The sequence below is a fragment of the Paenibacillus sp. 1-8 genome (genome assembly GCF_056316205.1).
On record NZ_CM149995.1, the window covers coordinates 1,348,507 to 1,364,525 of the forward strand.

Below are 16,019 nucleotides of genomic sequence, written 5' to 3' on the forward strand. Positions count from 1 at the left end.
CAAGGAGGAATTGCATGTGAAAGAATTTGATTTTGATGAAGTAACAGATCTTGATTCCATTGTCGGAATGCTCAAAATGGCTTTTTCGCTTGAGGAATGGGAACAAATGATTCAAATTGCAGACCAACTGCATACTCAAGCTTATAATGTATATGACCAGCAGCAGTTGCAACGTACAGAAGGTGGACAGCCTAGAACCATACATATGAAACGACCACTGGTATATTATTTAGGGTTTAACCAACTGACGAAGGGTTTAGCGTATCAAAAACTGGGTAAATATGAAATCTCAAGAGACTGTGTTGAGCAGTACGCTGAACTTGGTTGGGTAAAGGACGTGGGCGATCTTGAATCACAGGAGGTAGTTGAGCACTTCCGCATGTTAGCCAAAGCGAATACATACACCCTAGACTTGCTACAAGGCAAAGAGAATGTGCTGTCGGAATATATTCAGTTTTTACACGAACACTCGGCTGAAGAAGTAATCCCAGGGATGATTACAGTTCTTGAATCGGCAATTATGCATGATTCCGATATTAATTCTATTTTGAAGGACTTCGCAGAAAGAGTAGGAGAACTGGGCAGTTTCTATAAAGAACCTCAAAATTTAAATTATTATGTTAAATTCCTTTATCAGCTCGCCATTTATAGATTCAAGGAGGGCAAATCGGGCCTTGGGATTGATGCCGTCCTAAAAGCAATGGAGTATGCCCACGGCTTAAAAGACGATACCAGTTTTAAAAAATGTGTTGCCCTGTTCGAATCCCACCGTAGTCTTGCAGTTAAGCATCAGAAAAAAAGGTACAAATCCATTCAAAATAGCATTTTAGGGCAGGAAAAAGCTCCTGCTAAAAATGCTATTTTCGATGACTCAATGATCCGAATTGTTTAACTTCATTCTTCCAATGAACTCGATTCATATCTTTTATTGATAAAGCAAAAACCTCCTAAACCACTTAAAATGGATAGGAGGTTTTTGACATTTGCGTGCATTTGGGTTCTAATAAACTTTTTAAATCCCAAATTCTGAAAGGATGATTAATATAAAGAACTTCAGAAAAGTAGATTACATTGTCATTTTTATAATTATATTTGTAGGCTTTTTAGTAAACATCGTGGATATTCCAAATCAATCAATATTGCCTATTATTTTAAAATCGGTGTTTGCTTCTTTTTTGGTAAGTTTGGTATTAGGCTCAATTACTAATTGGCTCTTCAGAAAGAAGTAGCTCACAGCCATTAGCAAGAATATTTCCGAACAAAAAGAAAAGGAACATCGGATGTTATGGTTATAGTCTGTTTTCCAGCAGTTGTAAACTAGAATTAAAAATTTCAATACACCAAGTGTTTGATTTAATCACATGGAATTTTTTTATTATATAAGACGCAATTAAGATCATAACCTGACAAGTAGACGATCTATCGTTTCCATCGGATGCTTATTGATCCGTTTCATAAATTGACTGACATGAAGCTTGATTTTATAGAATTTCTCAAAAAAGACGTTGTTGACCACATCGGATTTAAGCCACAGCCACAGGCCTTCAATCGGATTCAGGTTTGGACTATATGGCGGTAGAAAGACCAAGTGCAAGCGCGATGTTCCTTCAAAAAAGGCTGCAGCCCGGTAGCATGATGAATGCGGCTGTTGTCCAGAATGAGAGCGAGCTTCCCATTCGGGTAAGCCGATAGCAGATCCTGCAGAAACCGAATAAAGGCGGCTACATCGGCTTTTTCTTCTTCACGATGATGGACCTGTCCGGTTTCGTAGTTGATCGCTCCAAATAGCTTGGCTCCTTCATGCTTGCCATACGTTGGCACTTGGCGTTGCTTACCGCGCGGAAACCAGTTGTATTGCAGCGCCTGATAGGAACGAATCATCGATTCGTCTTCAAAGAGCAAATGATTGATCTCTTCCGCCTCAACCTGTTTCTTGAGCTTGGCAAAGGTGTGTTTGCGAAAAAACTCTTGGGCGTCCTCATCGGCTTTGGCTAATGTATAGGTTGCTTTGGTAAAGCTGAAGTTCATCCGTTTGAGCATCGCGCTAATCCCGCGTACGCTCATGATAATGCCAAACTCCCGCTTGATCCATTCCGCTACCAGCGGGAGTGTCCAGGTGTAACGAGCTTCAAAGCCCACATCCGTCGGTTGCTGCTGTTCGAGCATCGTGGCTAACTGACTACGCTGTTCCTCCGTGAGTTTAGGCGGTTGTCCGGGAGAGTGATCCATTTCCAGACCAGCAAGACCATGCTTTTGGTAGTTCTGCCAATAGAGGCTGATCGTTTGACGAACGCGACCAAGCAGATCGCTAATCTCAGCAAACGAGTGCCCTTCCAGACGAAGACGGACGGCCAGGTACCTTTCGTAAAGACGTTTATCTGATGTTTCTTTCATCGCTGTATTCAATCGCTCGATTTCTTCGCTTTTCATGTTCATCGCCACCTTGGGTTGAAGTTACTATTCATTACCCCATTTGGCGACGGATTGGCCTCGTTAATTTCTTATTTGCGTCTTATATAGTACATCTTACATTATACTCTCAGGTAAGCGATCCCAACATAGACCAAAGGTCTATGTTTTTTCCCAACCTCTTAATTAGCGTGAGACAGGGAAGTTCTTAGAACCGCAAGGGATACAGGCGTTTTTGTTTACATTTGGAAAGAAGCGACCTACGGTTGGGAAAAAATTGCGAAACCCTTGTGGCTGTAGTAAAATAAGCACATTGCGATTTTAAAAAGCTTGATTTTACTAGCCTTTAACCACAACATGAGATGTATTGAAATGTAATAAGTCGCCTTTGGAACAGCCGTTTTGTATTTCCTTTAACCACAACATGAGATGTATTGAAATTAATTTCCTGAGCGCAGCCCTTGTGAAAAAGAATTTCTTTAACCACAACATGAGATGTATTGAAATCTCGGCAGCCGGATTTTTGTCTGTTCTGCCGGCATCTTTAACCACAACATGAGATGTATTGAAATCTGGTTGCAACGGCTTCTTTTTTATTTCAAATTAACTTTAACCACAACATGAGATGTATTGAAATGTGCTTTGGAGCTATCTTACATCTGATTGGATTACTCTTTAACCACAACATGAGATGTATTGAAATAACACAATCCAAGTTAATGGACATATTGGTACAGCTTCTTTAACCACAACATGAGATGTATTGAAATTAAACAACCCTTGAATCACTAGCAGCAGCAGATATCCTTTAACCACAACATGAGATGTATTGAAATACGTTTTTTTTCTTCTTGGAAAAGCCAAATCCCACCTTTAACCACAACATGAGATGTATTGAAATTTACGCGAATAGTCCTTTGATACGGTGAGCGATAAACTTTAACCACAACATGAGATGTATTGAAATTCTAGATGAACGGTTAATTTGGCACTCGAATGATGACTTTAACCACAACATGAGATGTATTGAAATTTCCTTCACCATTGTTAGGATCAATTTGCCGGGTTTCTTTAACCACAACATGAGATGTATTGAAATTAGCATATTTCTTGTGAGGTGTAATGATGGAATTAGCTTTAACCACAACATGAGATGTATTGAAATTGGTTTAATGGGGGTGCCGTATGAGATAGTAGAGGACTTTAACCACAACATGAGATGTATTGAAATAAAGTTTCCGGTGACGAAACGCATCAAAGGTATAAGCTTTAACCACAACATGAGATGTATTGAAATAAATGTATTTAAATGATCCGCAATTTGCTCTTATTACTTTAACCACAACATGAGATGTATTGAAATTTTTGTATGCTAGGTCTTTGTTGTCCTGGCGTAGCTCTTTAACCACAACATGAGATGTATTGAAATTAAGTTAGATGCTGTTCGTGCTGATTTGACTCAAACTTTAACCACAACATGAGATGTATTGAAATTGTGAGTATTTGATAATGTTCGTCGAACAGGCTTTACTTTAACCACAACATGAGATGTATTGAAATGAAGTTGAATTGCTGAGCTTTCAAATATATTTGCGTCTTTAACCACAACATGAGATGTATTGAAATTAGATATAAGTGAACGAACGTAAGATCAATAGGTGTCTTTAACCACAACATGAGATGTATTGAAATTCAGGTCTTTGGTTTCAATCCAGAAGCGAGCATACTCTTTAACCACAACATGAGATGTATTGAAATTGCAGCTTCCAAGCTAGAGAGATATGCGCAGCTCAACTTTAACCACAACATGAGATGTATTGAAATTTATACTGTGCTACTGTCACAGCAGCAAAAGTTTGACTTTAACCACAACATGAGATGTATTGAAATTCGTTTACGTATTTTATTCGTAAGGTACATAATATCCTTTAACCACAACATGAGATGTATTGAAATAGAACTAGTTGCATAATTTCCGGGTCATCACATCCACTTTAACCACAACATGAGATGTATTGAAATAGCTTTAGAAGAAAACCTAACGGCTTGGAATCGTATCTTTAACCACAACATGAGATGTATTGAAATTTGAAAAGGTTCATCAAATATCCAACGCCCTTCATGCTTTAACCACAACATGAGATGTATTGAAATTTTTTCTCTGACCTTGTGACTTCACCCGGATTAAACCTTTAACCACAACATGAGATGTATTGAAATCCGCCGCCCGAGTCGTCGCCGCCAGGGTCGGTTGTCTTTAACCACAACATGAGATGTATTGAAATTTCTTACTTCCGAACAGTCGCATTTTTGTTAGCTCCTTTAACCACAACATGAGATGTATTGAAATTCGTTTATGACGGACTGTATCTTATCTGCGTTGTCCTTTAACCACAACATGAGATGTATTGAAATTGATGTTCTCCACCTCCTTAGGCTAATTAACGATAGCTTTAACCACAACATGAGATGTATTGAAATTAAAACGATTTAACCTTCAGACCGGGGAATCTCTTGCTTTAACCACAACATGAGATGTATTGAAATAATTCACGATCAAATAGATACCACAATCGGTACAACTTTAACCACAACATGAGATGTATTGAAATTCGAATAGTAAACCAGCGCAAGCCGCTAAATCGGTAACTTTAACCACAACATGAGATGTATTGAAATTTTGTGTACGTATGAGCTGCACATATTCACCAAGATCTTTAACCACAACATGAGATGTATTGAAATGTTAATAGAGGAAACCGGATGGGCTTCCTCTCTCCCTTTAACCACAACATGAGATGTATTGAAATTGATCTGACCGCCATCCTTCCACACACACGTAAAGCCTTTAACCACAACATGAGATGTATTGAAATCCTGTAAACTTCTAAGGGGTGTAAGACATGTCAACGACTTTAACCACAACATGAGATGTATTGAAATATGTAATTACAGTTGACGGGCTAATTCAATAATAAACTTTAACCACAACATGAGATGTATTGAAATATCTCAAACATACAATATTCGGGTGAATTTGTTTAACTTTAACCACAACATGAGATGTATTGAAATGTTTGTTCCGCTTCTCGAAACCGTATTTGAGCAACTTTAACCACAACATGAGATGTATTGAAATTCAACAACGAGATGATCCAATTGGATTAAAGTCTCACTTTAACCACAACATGAGATGTATTGAAATTTTTAAAAGTTGTTGTTCAAGCGTTCCAAACAATGTCTTTAACCACAACATGAGATGTATTGAAATGTCTGACCGTCTTGGGTATCCTGGACGTCCTGTTCATTTTAACCACAACATGAGATGTATTGAAATTCAGGATACAGTTCAGGATTTGACCAATAAACTTATCTTTAACCACAACATGAGATGTATTGAAAATGGGTGCAGTTCGTATGACGCAGCGGAGCACTTTAACCACAACATGAGATGTATTGAAATAAATAGGCATTTAGAAATACTTCACACCATAATGTCTTTAACCACAACATGAGATGTATTGAAATAAATAAATTAATGAGTCACCTGCTTTCAAACGTTTTCTTTAACCACAACATGAGATGTATTGAAATCGTTATTGATGATCCAGATACGCCTGATTACTTATCCTTTAACCACAACATGAGATGTATTGAAATTACACTCCATCACCTCATTGTTCGGAAATAAGTGTTCTTTAACCACAACATGAGATGTATTGAAATATTTGAGACGGTGTAGCAAAACCCCTGAACGCCTCCACTTTAACCACAACATGAGATGTATTGAAATAAAAAATTCGATATTATGTTAATATGCGGTAAATCCTTTAACCACAACATGAGATGTATTGAAATTCGTACTCACACATTTCAGCAATATCTTTTTCCGACTCTTTAACCACAACATGAGATGTATTGAAATTACGGTAATAGATCGTTTGCTGTGAAACCTGTAAAACTTTAACCACAACATGAGATGTATTGAAATTGTAAAAAACCTGTATCAGCAGCCAGGCAATCATTGCTTTAACCACAACATGAGATGTATTGAAATTGGAATATCTTGACTGTATTGAGCGTGGTGTATTGACTTTAACCACAACATGAGATGTATTGAAATCGGGTTCACCGTGAAAACCCAACGTAGCACCTACCCTTTAACCACAACATGAGATGTATTGAAATTTGCAATTGCTGTTCAAGCTTCTGAAATAATTCAACTTTAACCACAACATGAGATGTATTGAAATGGGTACATATCAGACAGCAAGCCTTCCGGGTCCATAACTTTAACCACAACATGAGATGTATTGAAATGCCATGGCGCGATCATAATCCTCGTCTTCGTTAGCCTTTAACCACAACATGAGATGTATTGAAATTATGGCTTGCCCAGTAGAAAGAAGCATACCGATTCTGCTTTAACCACAACATGAGATGTATTGAAATAGTATGGGAAGGAGCTTGCAGAGGAAGGGGATTCGCTTTAACCACAACATGAGATGTATTGAAATGGACAACGCTGCTGAAGGTTGGCTGCTTGATCTTGGCTTTAACCACAACATGAGATGTATTGAAATTGCAATAGTTAAAAGAGAAGTTTTCAAATGTCTTGGCTTTAACCACAACATGAGATGTATTGAAATCTGCTTTGGATATCTTGAAGGTGCGCCGGACAATGCTTTAACCACAACATGAGATGTATTGAAATAGTCCGGTCATATCAATGAAATCAGAGATCTTAGTCCTTTAACCACAACATGAGATGTATTGAAATTGAAAAACTAGGACTTTATCCTTCTTCAATTTTAAACTTTAACCACAACATGAGATGTATTGAAATTTTCTAATCGTTCCACGGCTTGAAACTCTTTTGTAGCTTTAACCACAACATGAGATGTATTGAAATACGTAGATATTTTTACTGGTACGTGAACGTAATTCGCCTTTAACCACAACATGAGATGTATTGAAATAAGGATATTAACCACTTTAAGGCTGAAATTACGTACCTTTAACCACAACATGAGATGTATTGAAATTTCCCCGATCCGGTCCAGTACGTCTTTGACGTATGCCTTTAACCACAACATGAGATGTATTGAAATATTACAGCCGATGCCCTCAGAATAAGTGGAACAGTTCTTTAACCACAACATGAGATGTATTGAAATAATGTGCAGTATCTATAGTGGATGTAGCCCTCTATGCTTTAACCACAACATGAGATGTATTGAAATTGCTTTTACCGCTAGTCCAGCTCTTAAAGCCGACTTCTTTAACCACAACATGAGATGTATTGAAATCAAAAACCATTTACTACCGTATGAAACACGGCAAACTTTAACCACAATATGAGATGTATTGAAATTGATTGGATAGGTCTGTTATTTTCTTCGTCCTCATTCTTTAACCACAACATGAAATGTACTAAGTCCTAAGTAGCGGAGCGGGCAGAATTGTTCTGGAGAAGCGTAAGCGGTTGCCTTTATCCCCGGATTTTAACCTTTCAAGGGTTATACAATCCAGAAAATTCGGGGATAACAGCAATCGGAAGAACAATCTGCACGTGTAGCGGTCCAGGTATCATCGGAGCCGATTTAAAGTAGAATTAAAATGATGGTTTACAAATCATGGAGTTGGGTCTATACTCTATATCAAGTCAGGAGGTGAACACATTGTATTACGAAATTCAGATAACAACGTTAATGAAACAATCATCTCACCATCTGGAGATATCCGAGCGTATCGGAGCGTGGATGGGTCGGGCGGGGTTGAAGGACGAAGCGTTGAAGCAGACGCACTACGACAAGGACTACAAGCATTACACATTCGGATCGCCTTTTCCGCGTGAAAAGGAGGGGATATACAAGCAAGGTCGTGTATACGTCATTACGATTCGCAGTTCCATAGAGCTTACGTTACGTCGAATATCCGCAGCTTTGCAAGCCTTGCAGGAGGATGAGTATTTCCAGTTTATCGCTGCATCCCCTGTGCAGTCCAAGAAGCTGGCCCATATTACCGAGCTTACCACCGTTACTCCTGCAATTGTTACGATTGAAGGCAAACCGTGGGTGCCGGGTCTGAGCGTGGAGCTTTTACTGCAACGGATTCATGCTAATGCGGAGAAAAAATACAATCATCTAAACCCGGATCAGCCTATTCGTTTGGAACAACCGTTTATCGAAGGAATTCAGGTGTTGAACCATAAACCAATTGCCTTGGCCTATAAAGGACGTAAGCTATTAGGTAATAAACTGCGGCTGCTTGTCAGAGAAGATGAATATTCACAGAAGCTGGCGAATGTGGTATTAGGTTCAGGAGCGGCAGAAAAGAATAGCATTCTTGGAGCGGGCTTTTGTATCGCCAAGGGACTGGAGTAACGTGGAAAGGAGGCGCAAGGTATGCTGAAGGATTTGACGAACAGCTATCTATTGGCGAAGAATGATTTTCCCAATATTGCATTTCAAAGGCACAAACCCAAGGAAGGGCTGTATATCCGTTTGCGGCTGGATCAAAGCTGGGATGAACAGGTCAGCCAGTTTGATAGCCAGCATATGATCATTACCAAGGAAGAACCTGATTCAGCACGTAATAAGCTTTTTGAATGGTTCCAACAAAAAGATTATGTGAGTTCTCTGGTCTCCATGAACAAAGCCGTAGATCCCGGCAAACAGCTTCATTCCAATAACCCGTACACACTATACGCCAAAAGGGATGTATTTTTAGCCGAGGCACAGGCAGATGGAACCACCGCGATGAACACGCATATTGCCCGTTTTCTGGACAAAACTCAGGCATCCGAGGTGCAGAAAAAGTGGGATGAGCTGATAGGTACCAAGAAGACGAGCAGCAAGAAAGCTGACAAGGAAAGCAGTACCGAGACCATTTTCACCAGTCCTACGCAGCAATTTTTCTCTGGAACGGATTATGCTCCTGCACTGGAATATCTCATAAGTGAGGAACGCCGGACATGCATTGCGCAGATTGAACAATGGTACGCTACCAACCTGTCCGCTTTGATCGACCATATCCGAATGATTCCTTTTAAGAATTACGTTAAAATCTTTTTCACCTCAGAATCTACTCCACTTCACTCCATAACGAATCACCCGAATAACGAATCTTCCAGCTTTTATTCATGGGACGAAATGTATGGCTATGAATATTTGCTATATACCATCCCAAAAATCTTTAATAGTAATGAATATAACCAAATGGTAGACGGAGCTTTGACAGGTCTTCCCGGTTTTAATATGAGCATGAACAGCAAGAAACCGTATTTGGAGCATAAAACGATGCGTGTCGGTGCGCCTGTCCGTTTCTCTCTGGAGGAAGCGTTGCTGGTGAAGGAAGCGTCTGAATGGCTTCTTTCTCAGCCCAAGTTTCGAACGAACAAGTTTGGCTATCATTCGAATTTTAGTAAAAAGGCCGTGGACGTAGCAGAAGGCTATTTTTTTGTGTATGTAGATGGCAAGGATAACGAGGTACAAGACTTTGAGAATGTACCTTTTTCCAAAAAAGTTCATATCAATATCCGACTCAAGAATGTACTGGGGCTCATGACCAAAAATAAGTCTGGTGAAGAGTTTGTTAAGGATTACGGCTATCTGGAAAATGTAGAGCAACTGCAAAAAGAGATTAGCATACGCTTTTTTCGCAATCGGATGAACGGTGACTTTCTTCGTGATGAGCCGAAGGCGAGAGAAAAGGATTTTACGAGCGTGATGGTCGCGTTGTTTATGCAGAGCAAAAAAGGCTTTTATGACTGGATTTTCAAAGGAACGACCGCTACGATCCGCTCTCAATTTGCACGGGTGACGCTTCGACTCCTAGAGGAACAGTTATTACGGGTGGAGCCAGCAGGACAAGAGAAGTCGAGGTTGGATCTACGTGGGTTGGCCGATGCGATGAATGTAAGACTTTCGCTAATGGCTTATTTGGAAGGGGAGGAATACACAGCTATGGGAAATCGTTTGATCGCAGTGTCTAATGGACTGAGAGATAAACTGGATGCGTTGGAAAAGCGGAAACCCAAGGAAACCGTGGATGGAGCAGGGCAAACGGAACAGACAGCCAATCCAGATCCGGTCTATGTAGAGACGGATGATGAGTTTTATTATTTGGCCGGGCAGCTTGCTTTTTACTTGAAAAGCCAGTCCGAAACTCAACAGAAAAAGGCAGATTTGCTCGGACCGTTTTTTATGGCCAAACGCAGCTCACAGCTCAAAAGAAGGATCGAGGAAGCGTATCAATTGCACCGCCACAAAATACTGCTGCATTATACCAAATTAAATTGGGCTTTAGCGAATGTGAACGCCTATCAGCCGGACAAGGAATTTCTGCATGAAGATGCACGGGAAATGTTCTTGGCGGGGTTGTTTTCAGACAATTGGTTCTGGAAGAAAGGCGAGAGCGAGAAACCAAACAGCGAAGGGGAGAACGGACATGGCGAAAAAAACTAATCGTGTGGTGGGACTGATCGGGATTGTAAGCCGGATGGCGAACTGGAATGCGGACTTTAGCGGACAGCCGAAGACGACCAGCACGGGCGATATTTTTGGCAGCGATAAGGCGTTAAAATATAGCATCAAGCGCTTATGGGCGGAGGAAGGACAGAAGGTGCTGTATATCCGTTCGTACAAGGTCAGCAGTGCGAAGGATAAAAAGGCGGACAAGGCGAAGGATGGGGACAAAGGGAAAGAAGAGAAGCTCCAGCCGCGAAATCTTGCGGAGCGTTATGAATATCTTTTCGGTGAAGAGGTATCCAAAAACTCACGTGAAGTGCTGAGTAAGCTGTTCCAGTGTGTGGATGTGATGAATTTTGGCGCGACCTTTGCGGTGAAGGATCAGAATATTGGTCTCGCTGGTCCGGTACAGATTGGTCAGGGGTTTAATAAATATGAGTGGTCTAATCTGGAGGTACAGGATATTTTATCTCCGTTCCGTAACTCGAATGAAAAGAGCGAGGACAACGATGCCACCTCCATTGGTAAAAAGAGAACGGTGGATGAATCCCATTATGTATATCCTTTTTCCGTCAATCCGAAGCATTATGATAACTATCTGGAACTGCTGGCAGCCGAGGGCTTTGAAGGGTACACAGAGGAAGCGTATCAGGCTTTCAAAACGGGAGCTTTGACCGGGGCTACTTTGCAAAATACCAACAGTAAATCAGGTGCGGAAAATGCTTTCGCCCTATTCGTGGAATTTAAGGCGGGTAGCCCGGCGTATTTACCGAATCTGGACCCTTATGTGAAAGTAGATAAGGACAAGGACGGAGAGCAGACGGTTTATGATCTGTCGGCCCTTGCACCACTTTTGAACGATGTAAACGAGGAGATTGAAACGGTAGAAGTATACGTTAATCCGTATGCATCGCGTGTGGAACTGGATTTTCCGGGGCTGCGTACGTTTAACATCTTTACGCGCAGCGAGCTGCCTCAAGGCTAGAGGATGGCTACATCGGGGAAGGAGGGAAGCGATCATGCAGGCGTTACGCTTTGAGTTGAGCGGAGAAACGGCTTTTTTTAAAAAGCCGGACGTTAACGTATATGCGTATTTTACATACAGTCATATTCACAAGGTTGCGTTATATGGCTTGCTTGGTGCCGTACTTGGACTTGGCGGCTATACGCAGCAGTATGAACGGAATGTGGCGTTGGGAGGGAAAGGCAAGCAGGATAGTCCTGCGATGCCGTACCCTGAATTTTACGAGGTGTTTCGTCAGGCTTCGGTGAGCATTGTGCCACATGGGGATCGGGGATATTTTGCGAAAAAAATTCAGATATTCAACAACACGGTCGGTTATGCCAGCCAGGAAGAGGGTGGTGTACTGAATGTGCGAGAGCAGTGGTTGGAGCGTCCACGCTGGACGATCTATGTGGCAGATGATGGGGGCGTGGATCGGGAAGTATTTGATCGGCTTGCAGATTATGTACAGCATTCCAAGGCCGAATACATTCCGTATCTCGGGAAAAACGATCATCCGGCTACGATATCCAAGGCTCGGTTGGTTGAGTTGGAGCCAGCGGGTGAACCGGAATATATCGACTCTCTTCGGGCTGCACATGTACCTGTGGATACGGGAGGATATGTGAAAGATAAGCAGATGCAATCCTTTTTGCAGGAGTATTTGCCTGTCGGACTGAATGCAGCGAACAACGGTTATATACTGGAGCCGCTTGTATTTTCTAATCAGGAAATAGATGCAGACGAGCTAAAAGCCGAGGATCTACAAAAAATATACCTGGATGACGACGGAAAACGCACCTTGTATTTCATCTAAGGACAGTCATCTTCGAGGATGGAATCAACACCGGGTATTCTCCATGCAGGGATGGGGGCACCCGTTTTTTTTATGTGGATTTAGTTTGGTTGTACGATAAGAAGGGAGTAAGACATGCATACACATGTGTCCATACAGAATTGGCTGACAGAGGAAGCGAAGGGAATGTTAAAGGCACATACGGCCAAGGAAGGCAGTCTTCAGCAGGATGAGATGCTGGAGGAACATAGCGATCTGGTTATGCACCATGCCGAGGTATTGATGAAAGATAACGGTGTGGAAGCGGCGGTATATAGGGCATTAGATCGCCTAAGTGTGGATGAAGAGCCGTTGGATGAATCGGTGCGCGAACTGATGATGTACTTTTTTAGACAAGCTATTTATTTGCATGATCTGGGTAAGGTGAACCCGGCCTTTCAGCGTATGAAAATGAAGAATACAGAAGTTAAACGTAACGCCGAGCTGGGGGACAGTAATCATTCTATGTTATCGGCGGTACTTTATTTACATATTCATTTACGTCATGTACAGGATTGGCATGATACCACAGAGCTATATCCAAACCGTAAAAAGCACAAGCGCAAAGTGCTTGGGTTGCTACATCATATGCTCTATTCGTTCGCGTATACGATTTCTCGTCACCACACACATCTGGGTAATATGGATCAAGATACTGGAGGGCAGATCAACGAATTTGAGTTGAAAATAAAAAATCAATATAACCGAATCAAAGAGAACCCTGATTATATCCGCTATTACCGCGATCAGCAGGATCTAATAGAGAATGATAACTTATTTGAGGACATCCGGCTGGAAGGAAATAAACGACAGAATGAAATACACAGCCCTTTTCCTTTCTATGTGTTGGTTAAGCTGTTGTATTCCACGATGGTTGCATCGGATTTTCGGGCCACATATCAATATATGGAGCAGCAAGCGCCGGAGATGCATTATTTTGGAGACCGTCTGCCACTGGAGCCAATGCTGGAGGCTTATCGTCAGACGGGAATTGTGCAAGGGATTCAAGCTTATTGTCAAAATCCTGAGAAATCTAGCTTATCTATGATGAATCAGTTACGGGCGGCATTATTTGTAGAAACACAAACCCGACTACTGGATCGGCTCCAAGAGCCTGTTTTTTATCTCGAAGCTCCTACAGGGTCAGGCAAAACAAACATGTCTATTAATCTGGCGCTGCATTTACTGAATAGTGGTTTAGGACTGAACAAGCTGATCTACGTGTTTCCGTTCAACTCCCTGATCGAGCAGACAAGGCAGACGCTGGATGGAATTTTCCAAAAGGAGAAGGAGAACGGATATCAGGTGGAGGTTATTAATTCCATCACACCGATGGTGACCACGGAAGAATTAAAAGCAGAAGGTTCTTCGGATTGGAAGGAGAAGGAGCCGGACAATACGGATTACAAAAGAGTGCTGCTGGAGCGGCAATTGCTGCAATATCCGGTGACATTGACTTCTCACGTGAACTTTTTTAATTATCTGTTTGGGACAGGACGAGAGGTCAATCTAGCATTCGCGCATTTGTGTAATAGTGTCATTGTATTGGACGAAATTCAGAGTTACCGGAATGAGCTATGGAAGGAGATTATTCATTTTCTACGCTCTTTTGCAGATATTCTGAATATTAAAATCATTATCATGTCCGCGACATTGCCGAATCTGGATTTATTAATGGAACAGCAGGATCATGAGAAGCCCATTCAAACCTATTCACTGGTGCAGAATCGGGAGCGTTATTTTACACATTCGTTGTTTAGAGATCGTGTGAAGCTGGATTTTAATTTGCTGAAACGGGGCAAGATGCTGCCGGAACAAATTTTGGAGCATGTTCAATCTGTAATAGAGCAGCGAAAGCGGGATGGACAAGGGAACAGAATACTGATTGAGTTTATTACAAAAAAGACCGCACGCCAATTTTATAACATGCTGCTGGAGCAGAATTTGGGCTTAGATGTCTATGAGCTTACCGGGGATGATAGCTCCTCATATCGTCAAGAGCTGTTAGAGAAATTGGGGAAGGACGCACAAGGGAGCTTTTATCTGAGTGATGTGATTGTCGTTGCGACACAGGTGATTGAGGCAGGGGTAGATATTGACATGGATGTGGGCTTTAAAGATATTTCTTTGCTGGATAGCGAGGAGCAATTTTTGGGACGACTGAATCGTTCTTGTCTGCGTGACTACTGCCAGGCTTATTTCTTTGATTGCGATGAGGCGAGCGGTGTATACAGAAAAGACTTGCGCATTACATTTGATCTCAAGGAAGAAGCTTATCAAAAAATGCTTGAAAACAAAGATTTTAGCGAATTTTATAAGTCGGTCATCACTGAAATTAATAAGTCTCGTCAAAAGCCGAATCAGCAGTACTGGGGCGAGTTTACTGAAAAGGTACAGAAGCTTGAATTTCCAGATGTACAAAAGCATATGAACCTCATACCAGATCAAAGCGTGACGCTGTTCCTGAACTATACCTGTCCAATGAAAGACGCTCCCCCGCTTAACGGTCAAGACGTATGGGATGAGTTTGTTAGATTATCAGACAAGCGGTTAGGGATGGACTATTCCGAAAGAATGATCCGCTTGTCAGAGGTGCGCGCTCAAATGAATAACTTTACTTTTATTTATCCAGTTCCCCAAATGTATATAAAATGGGGAAAGGTAAAGCCGGGGATATATACCCGTTGTATAGGTACTTTGTATTTCGTGGAGCACGGTGAACAATATATGGAATGGGATGAACTAACTAAAACCAAAAAGTTTAATCGTGCCAAGTATACTGAGGATGAAAAGGGGCTTTTCCTATGAGAATTACCGGAACGATGGTGAACTATTATGTACACTGCCGTAGACAATGCTGGTTATTTGCCAATGGAATGGGTTTTGAAGACGATAGCGAAGACGTGCGGATCGGCAAGGTCATGCATGAACTACAGAGTGAAGGGAAGAAAAACCGCGAAGTCGCTATTGAGGGTATCAAAGTGGACAAGTTGACCAGTGATTATGTGACCGAGATTAAAAAGTCTGACGCCGATGTTGAAGCTACTAAATGGCAGACGCTGTACTATGTGTATGTACTTAAACAAAAAGGAATGGAGCGCAAGGGTAAAATTCAGTTCAGCGAGCGTAACAAGCAGGCCAGTAAAACCATAGAACTGGAGCTGGACGAAGCAACCGAACAGGCCATGACCCGGTTGCTTCATGAATTAGAGCAATACTTGGGGCAAGAGCAGCCTGACCCGGCGGTACGAGAGAGAAAATGCACTCGCTGCGCATACCTTGCCTACTGTTTTCTATAAGA

General features: G+C 41.5%; 7 protein-coding genes, 1 pseudogene and 1 CRISPR repeat array. Of the genes and pseudogenes, 7 read left to right on the forward strand and 1 reads right to left on the reverse strand.

Features of this window, described 5'->3' with window-relative positions:
• Positions 1-16: 16 nt before the first annotated feature.
• Positions 17-892 (forward strand): DNA-binding protein, encoded by an 876-nt coding sequence (locus AC0WRU_RS06250; protein WP_476127665.1) that lies wholly within the window; start codon positions 17-19, stop codon positions 890-892.
• 504 nt (positions 893-1,396) lie between these two features.
• Here the strand turns inward: AC0WRU_RS06250 and AC0WRU_RS06255 are convergent.
• Positions 1,397-2,436: pseudogene (locus tag AC0WRU_RS06255) on the reverse strand (IS630 family transposase).
• Between the two features lie 317 nt (positions 2,437-2,753).
• Positions 2,754-7,849: direct repeats of the CRISPR family, unit length 30 nt; unit sequence CTTTAACCACAACATGAGATGTATTGAAAT.
• 232 nt (positions 7,850-8,081) lie between these two features.
• Here AC0WRU_RS06255 and AC0WRU_RS06260 point away from each other — a divergent pair.
• The 6 genes from AC0WRU_RS06260 (at position 8,082) to AC0WRU_RS06285 (ending at position 16,017) form a co-directional block, all read left to right on the forward strand.
• Positions 8,082-8,795, forward strand: a complete 714-nt coding sequence (locus tag AC0WRU_RS06260; protein ID WP_476128586.1) for a CRISPR-associated protein Cas6 — start codon at positions 8,082-8,084, stop codon at positions 8,793-8,795.
• Positions 8,796-8,816: 21 nt separating this feature from the next.
• Positions 8,817-10,877, forward strand: coding sequence for a hypothetical protein (locus AC0WRU_RS06265; RefSeq protein ID WP_476127666.1), 2,061 nt, complete (start codon positions 8,817-8,819; stop codon positions 10,875-10,877).
• Complete coding sequence (locus AC0WRU_RS06270; protein WP_476127667.1) at positions 10,861-11,865, forward strand: type I CRISPR-associated protein Cas7; 1,005 nt, start codon at positions 10,861-10,863, stop codon at positions 11,863-11,865. Before AC0WRU_RS06265 ends, AC0WRU_RS06270 begins: the two co-directional genes overlap by 17 nt.
• Before the next feature lie 34 nt (positions 11,866-11,899).
• Positions 11,900-12,700 carry a type I-B CRISPR-associated protein Cas5b gene (gene cas5b, locus AC0WRU_RS06275; RefSeq protein WP_476127668.1) on the forward strand — a complete coding sequence of 267 codons (801 nt, stop codon included), beginning with the start codon at positions 11,900-11,902 and terminating at the stop codon, positions 12,698-12,700.
• A gap of 114 nt (positions 12,701-12,814) precedes the next feature.
• Entirely contained in the window at positions 12,815-15,526 is a 2,712-nt protein-coding gene (gene cas3, locus AC0WRU_RS06280; RefSeq protein ID WP_476127669.1) for a CRISPR-associated helicase Cas3', read from the forward strand.
• On the forward strand, positions 15,523-16,017 hold the full coding sequence (locus AC0WRU_RS06285; protein WP_476127670.1) for a CRISPR-associated protein Cas4: 495 nt from the start codon (positions 15,523-15,525) through the stop codon (positions 16,015-16,017). Before cas3 ends, AC0WRU_RS06285 begins: the two co-directional genes overlap by 4 nt.
• Positions 16,018-16,019 lie beyond the last annotated feature (2 nt).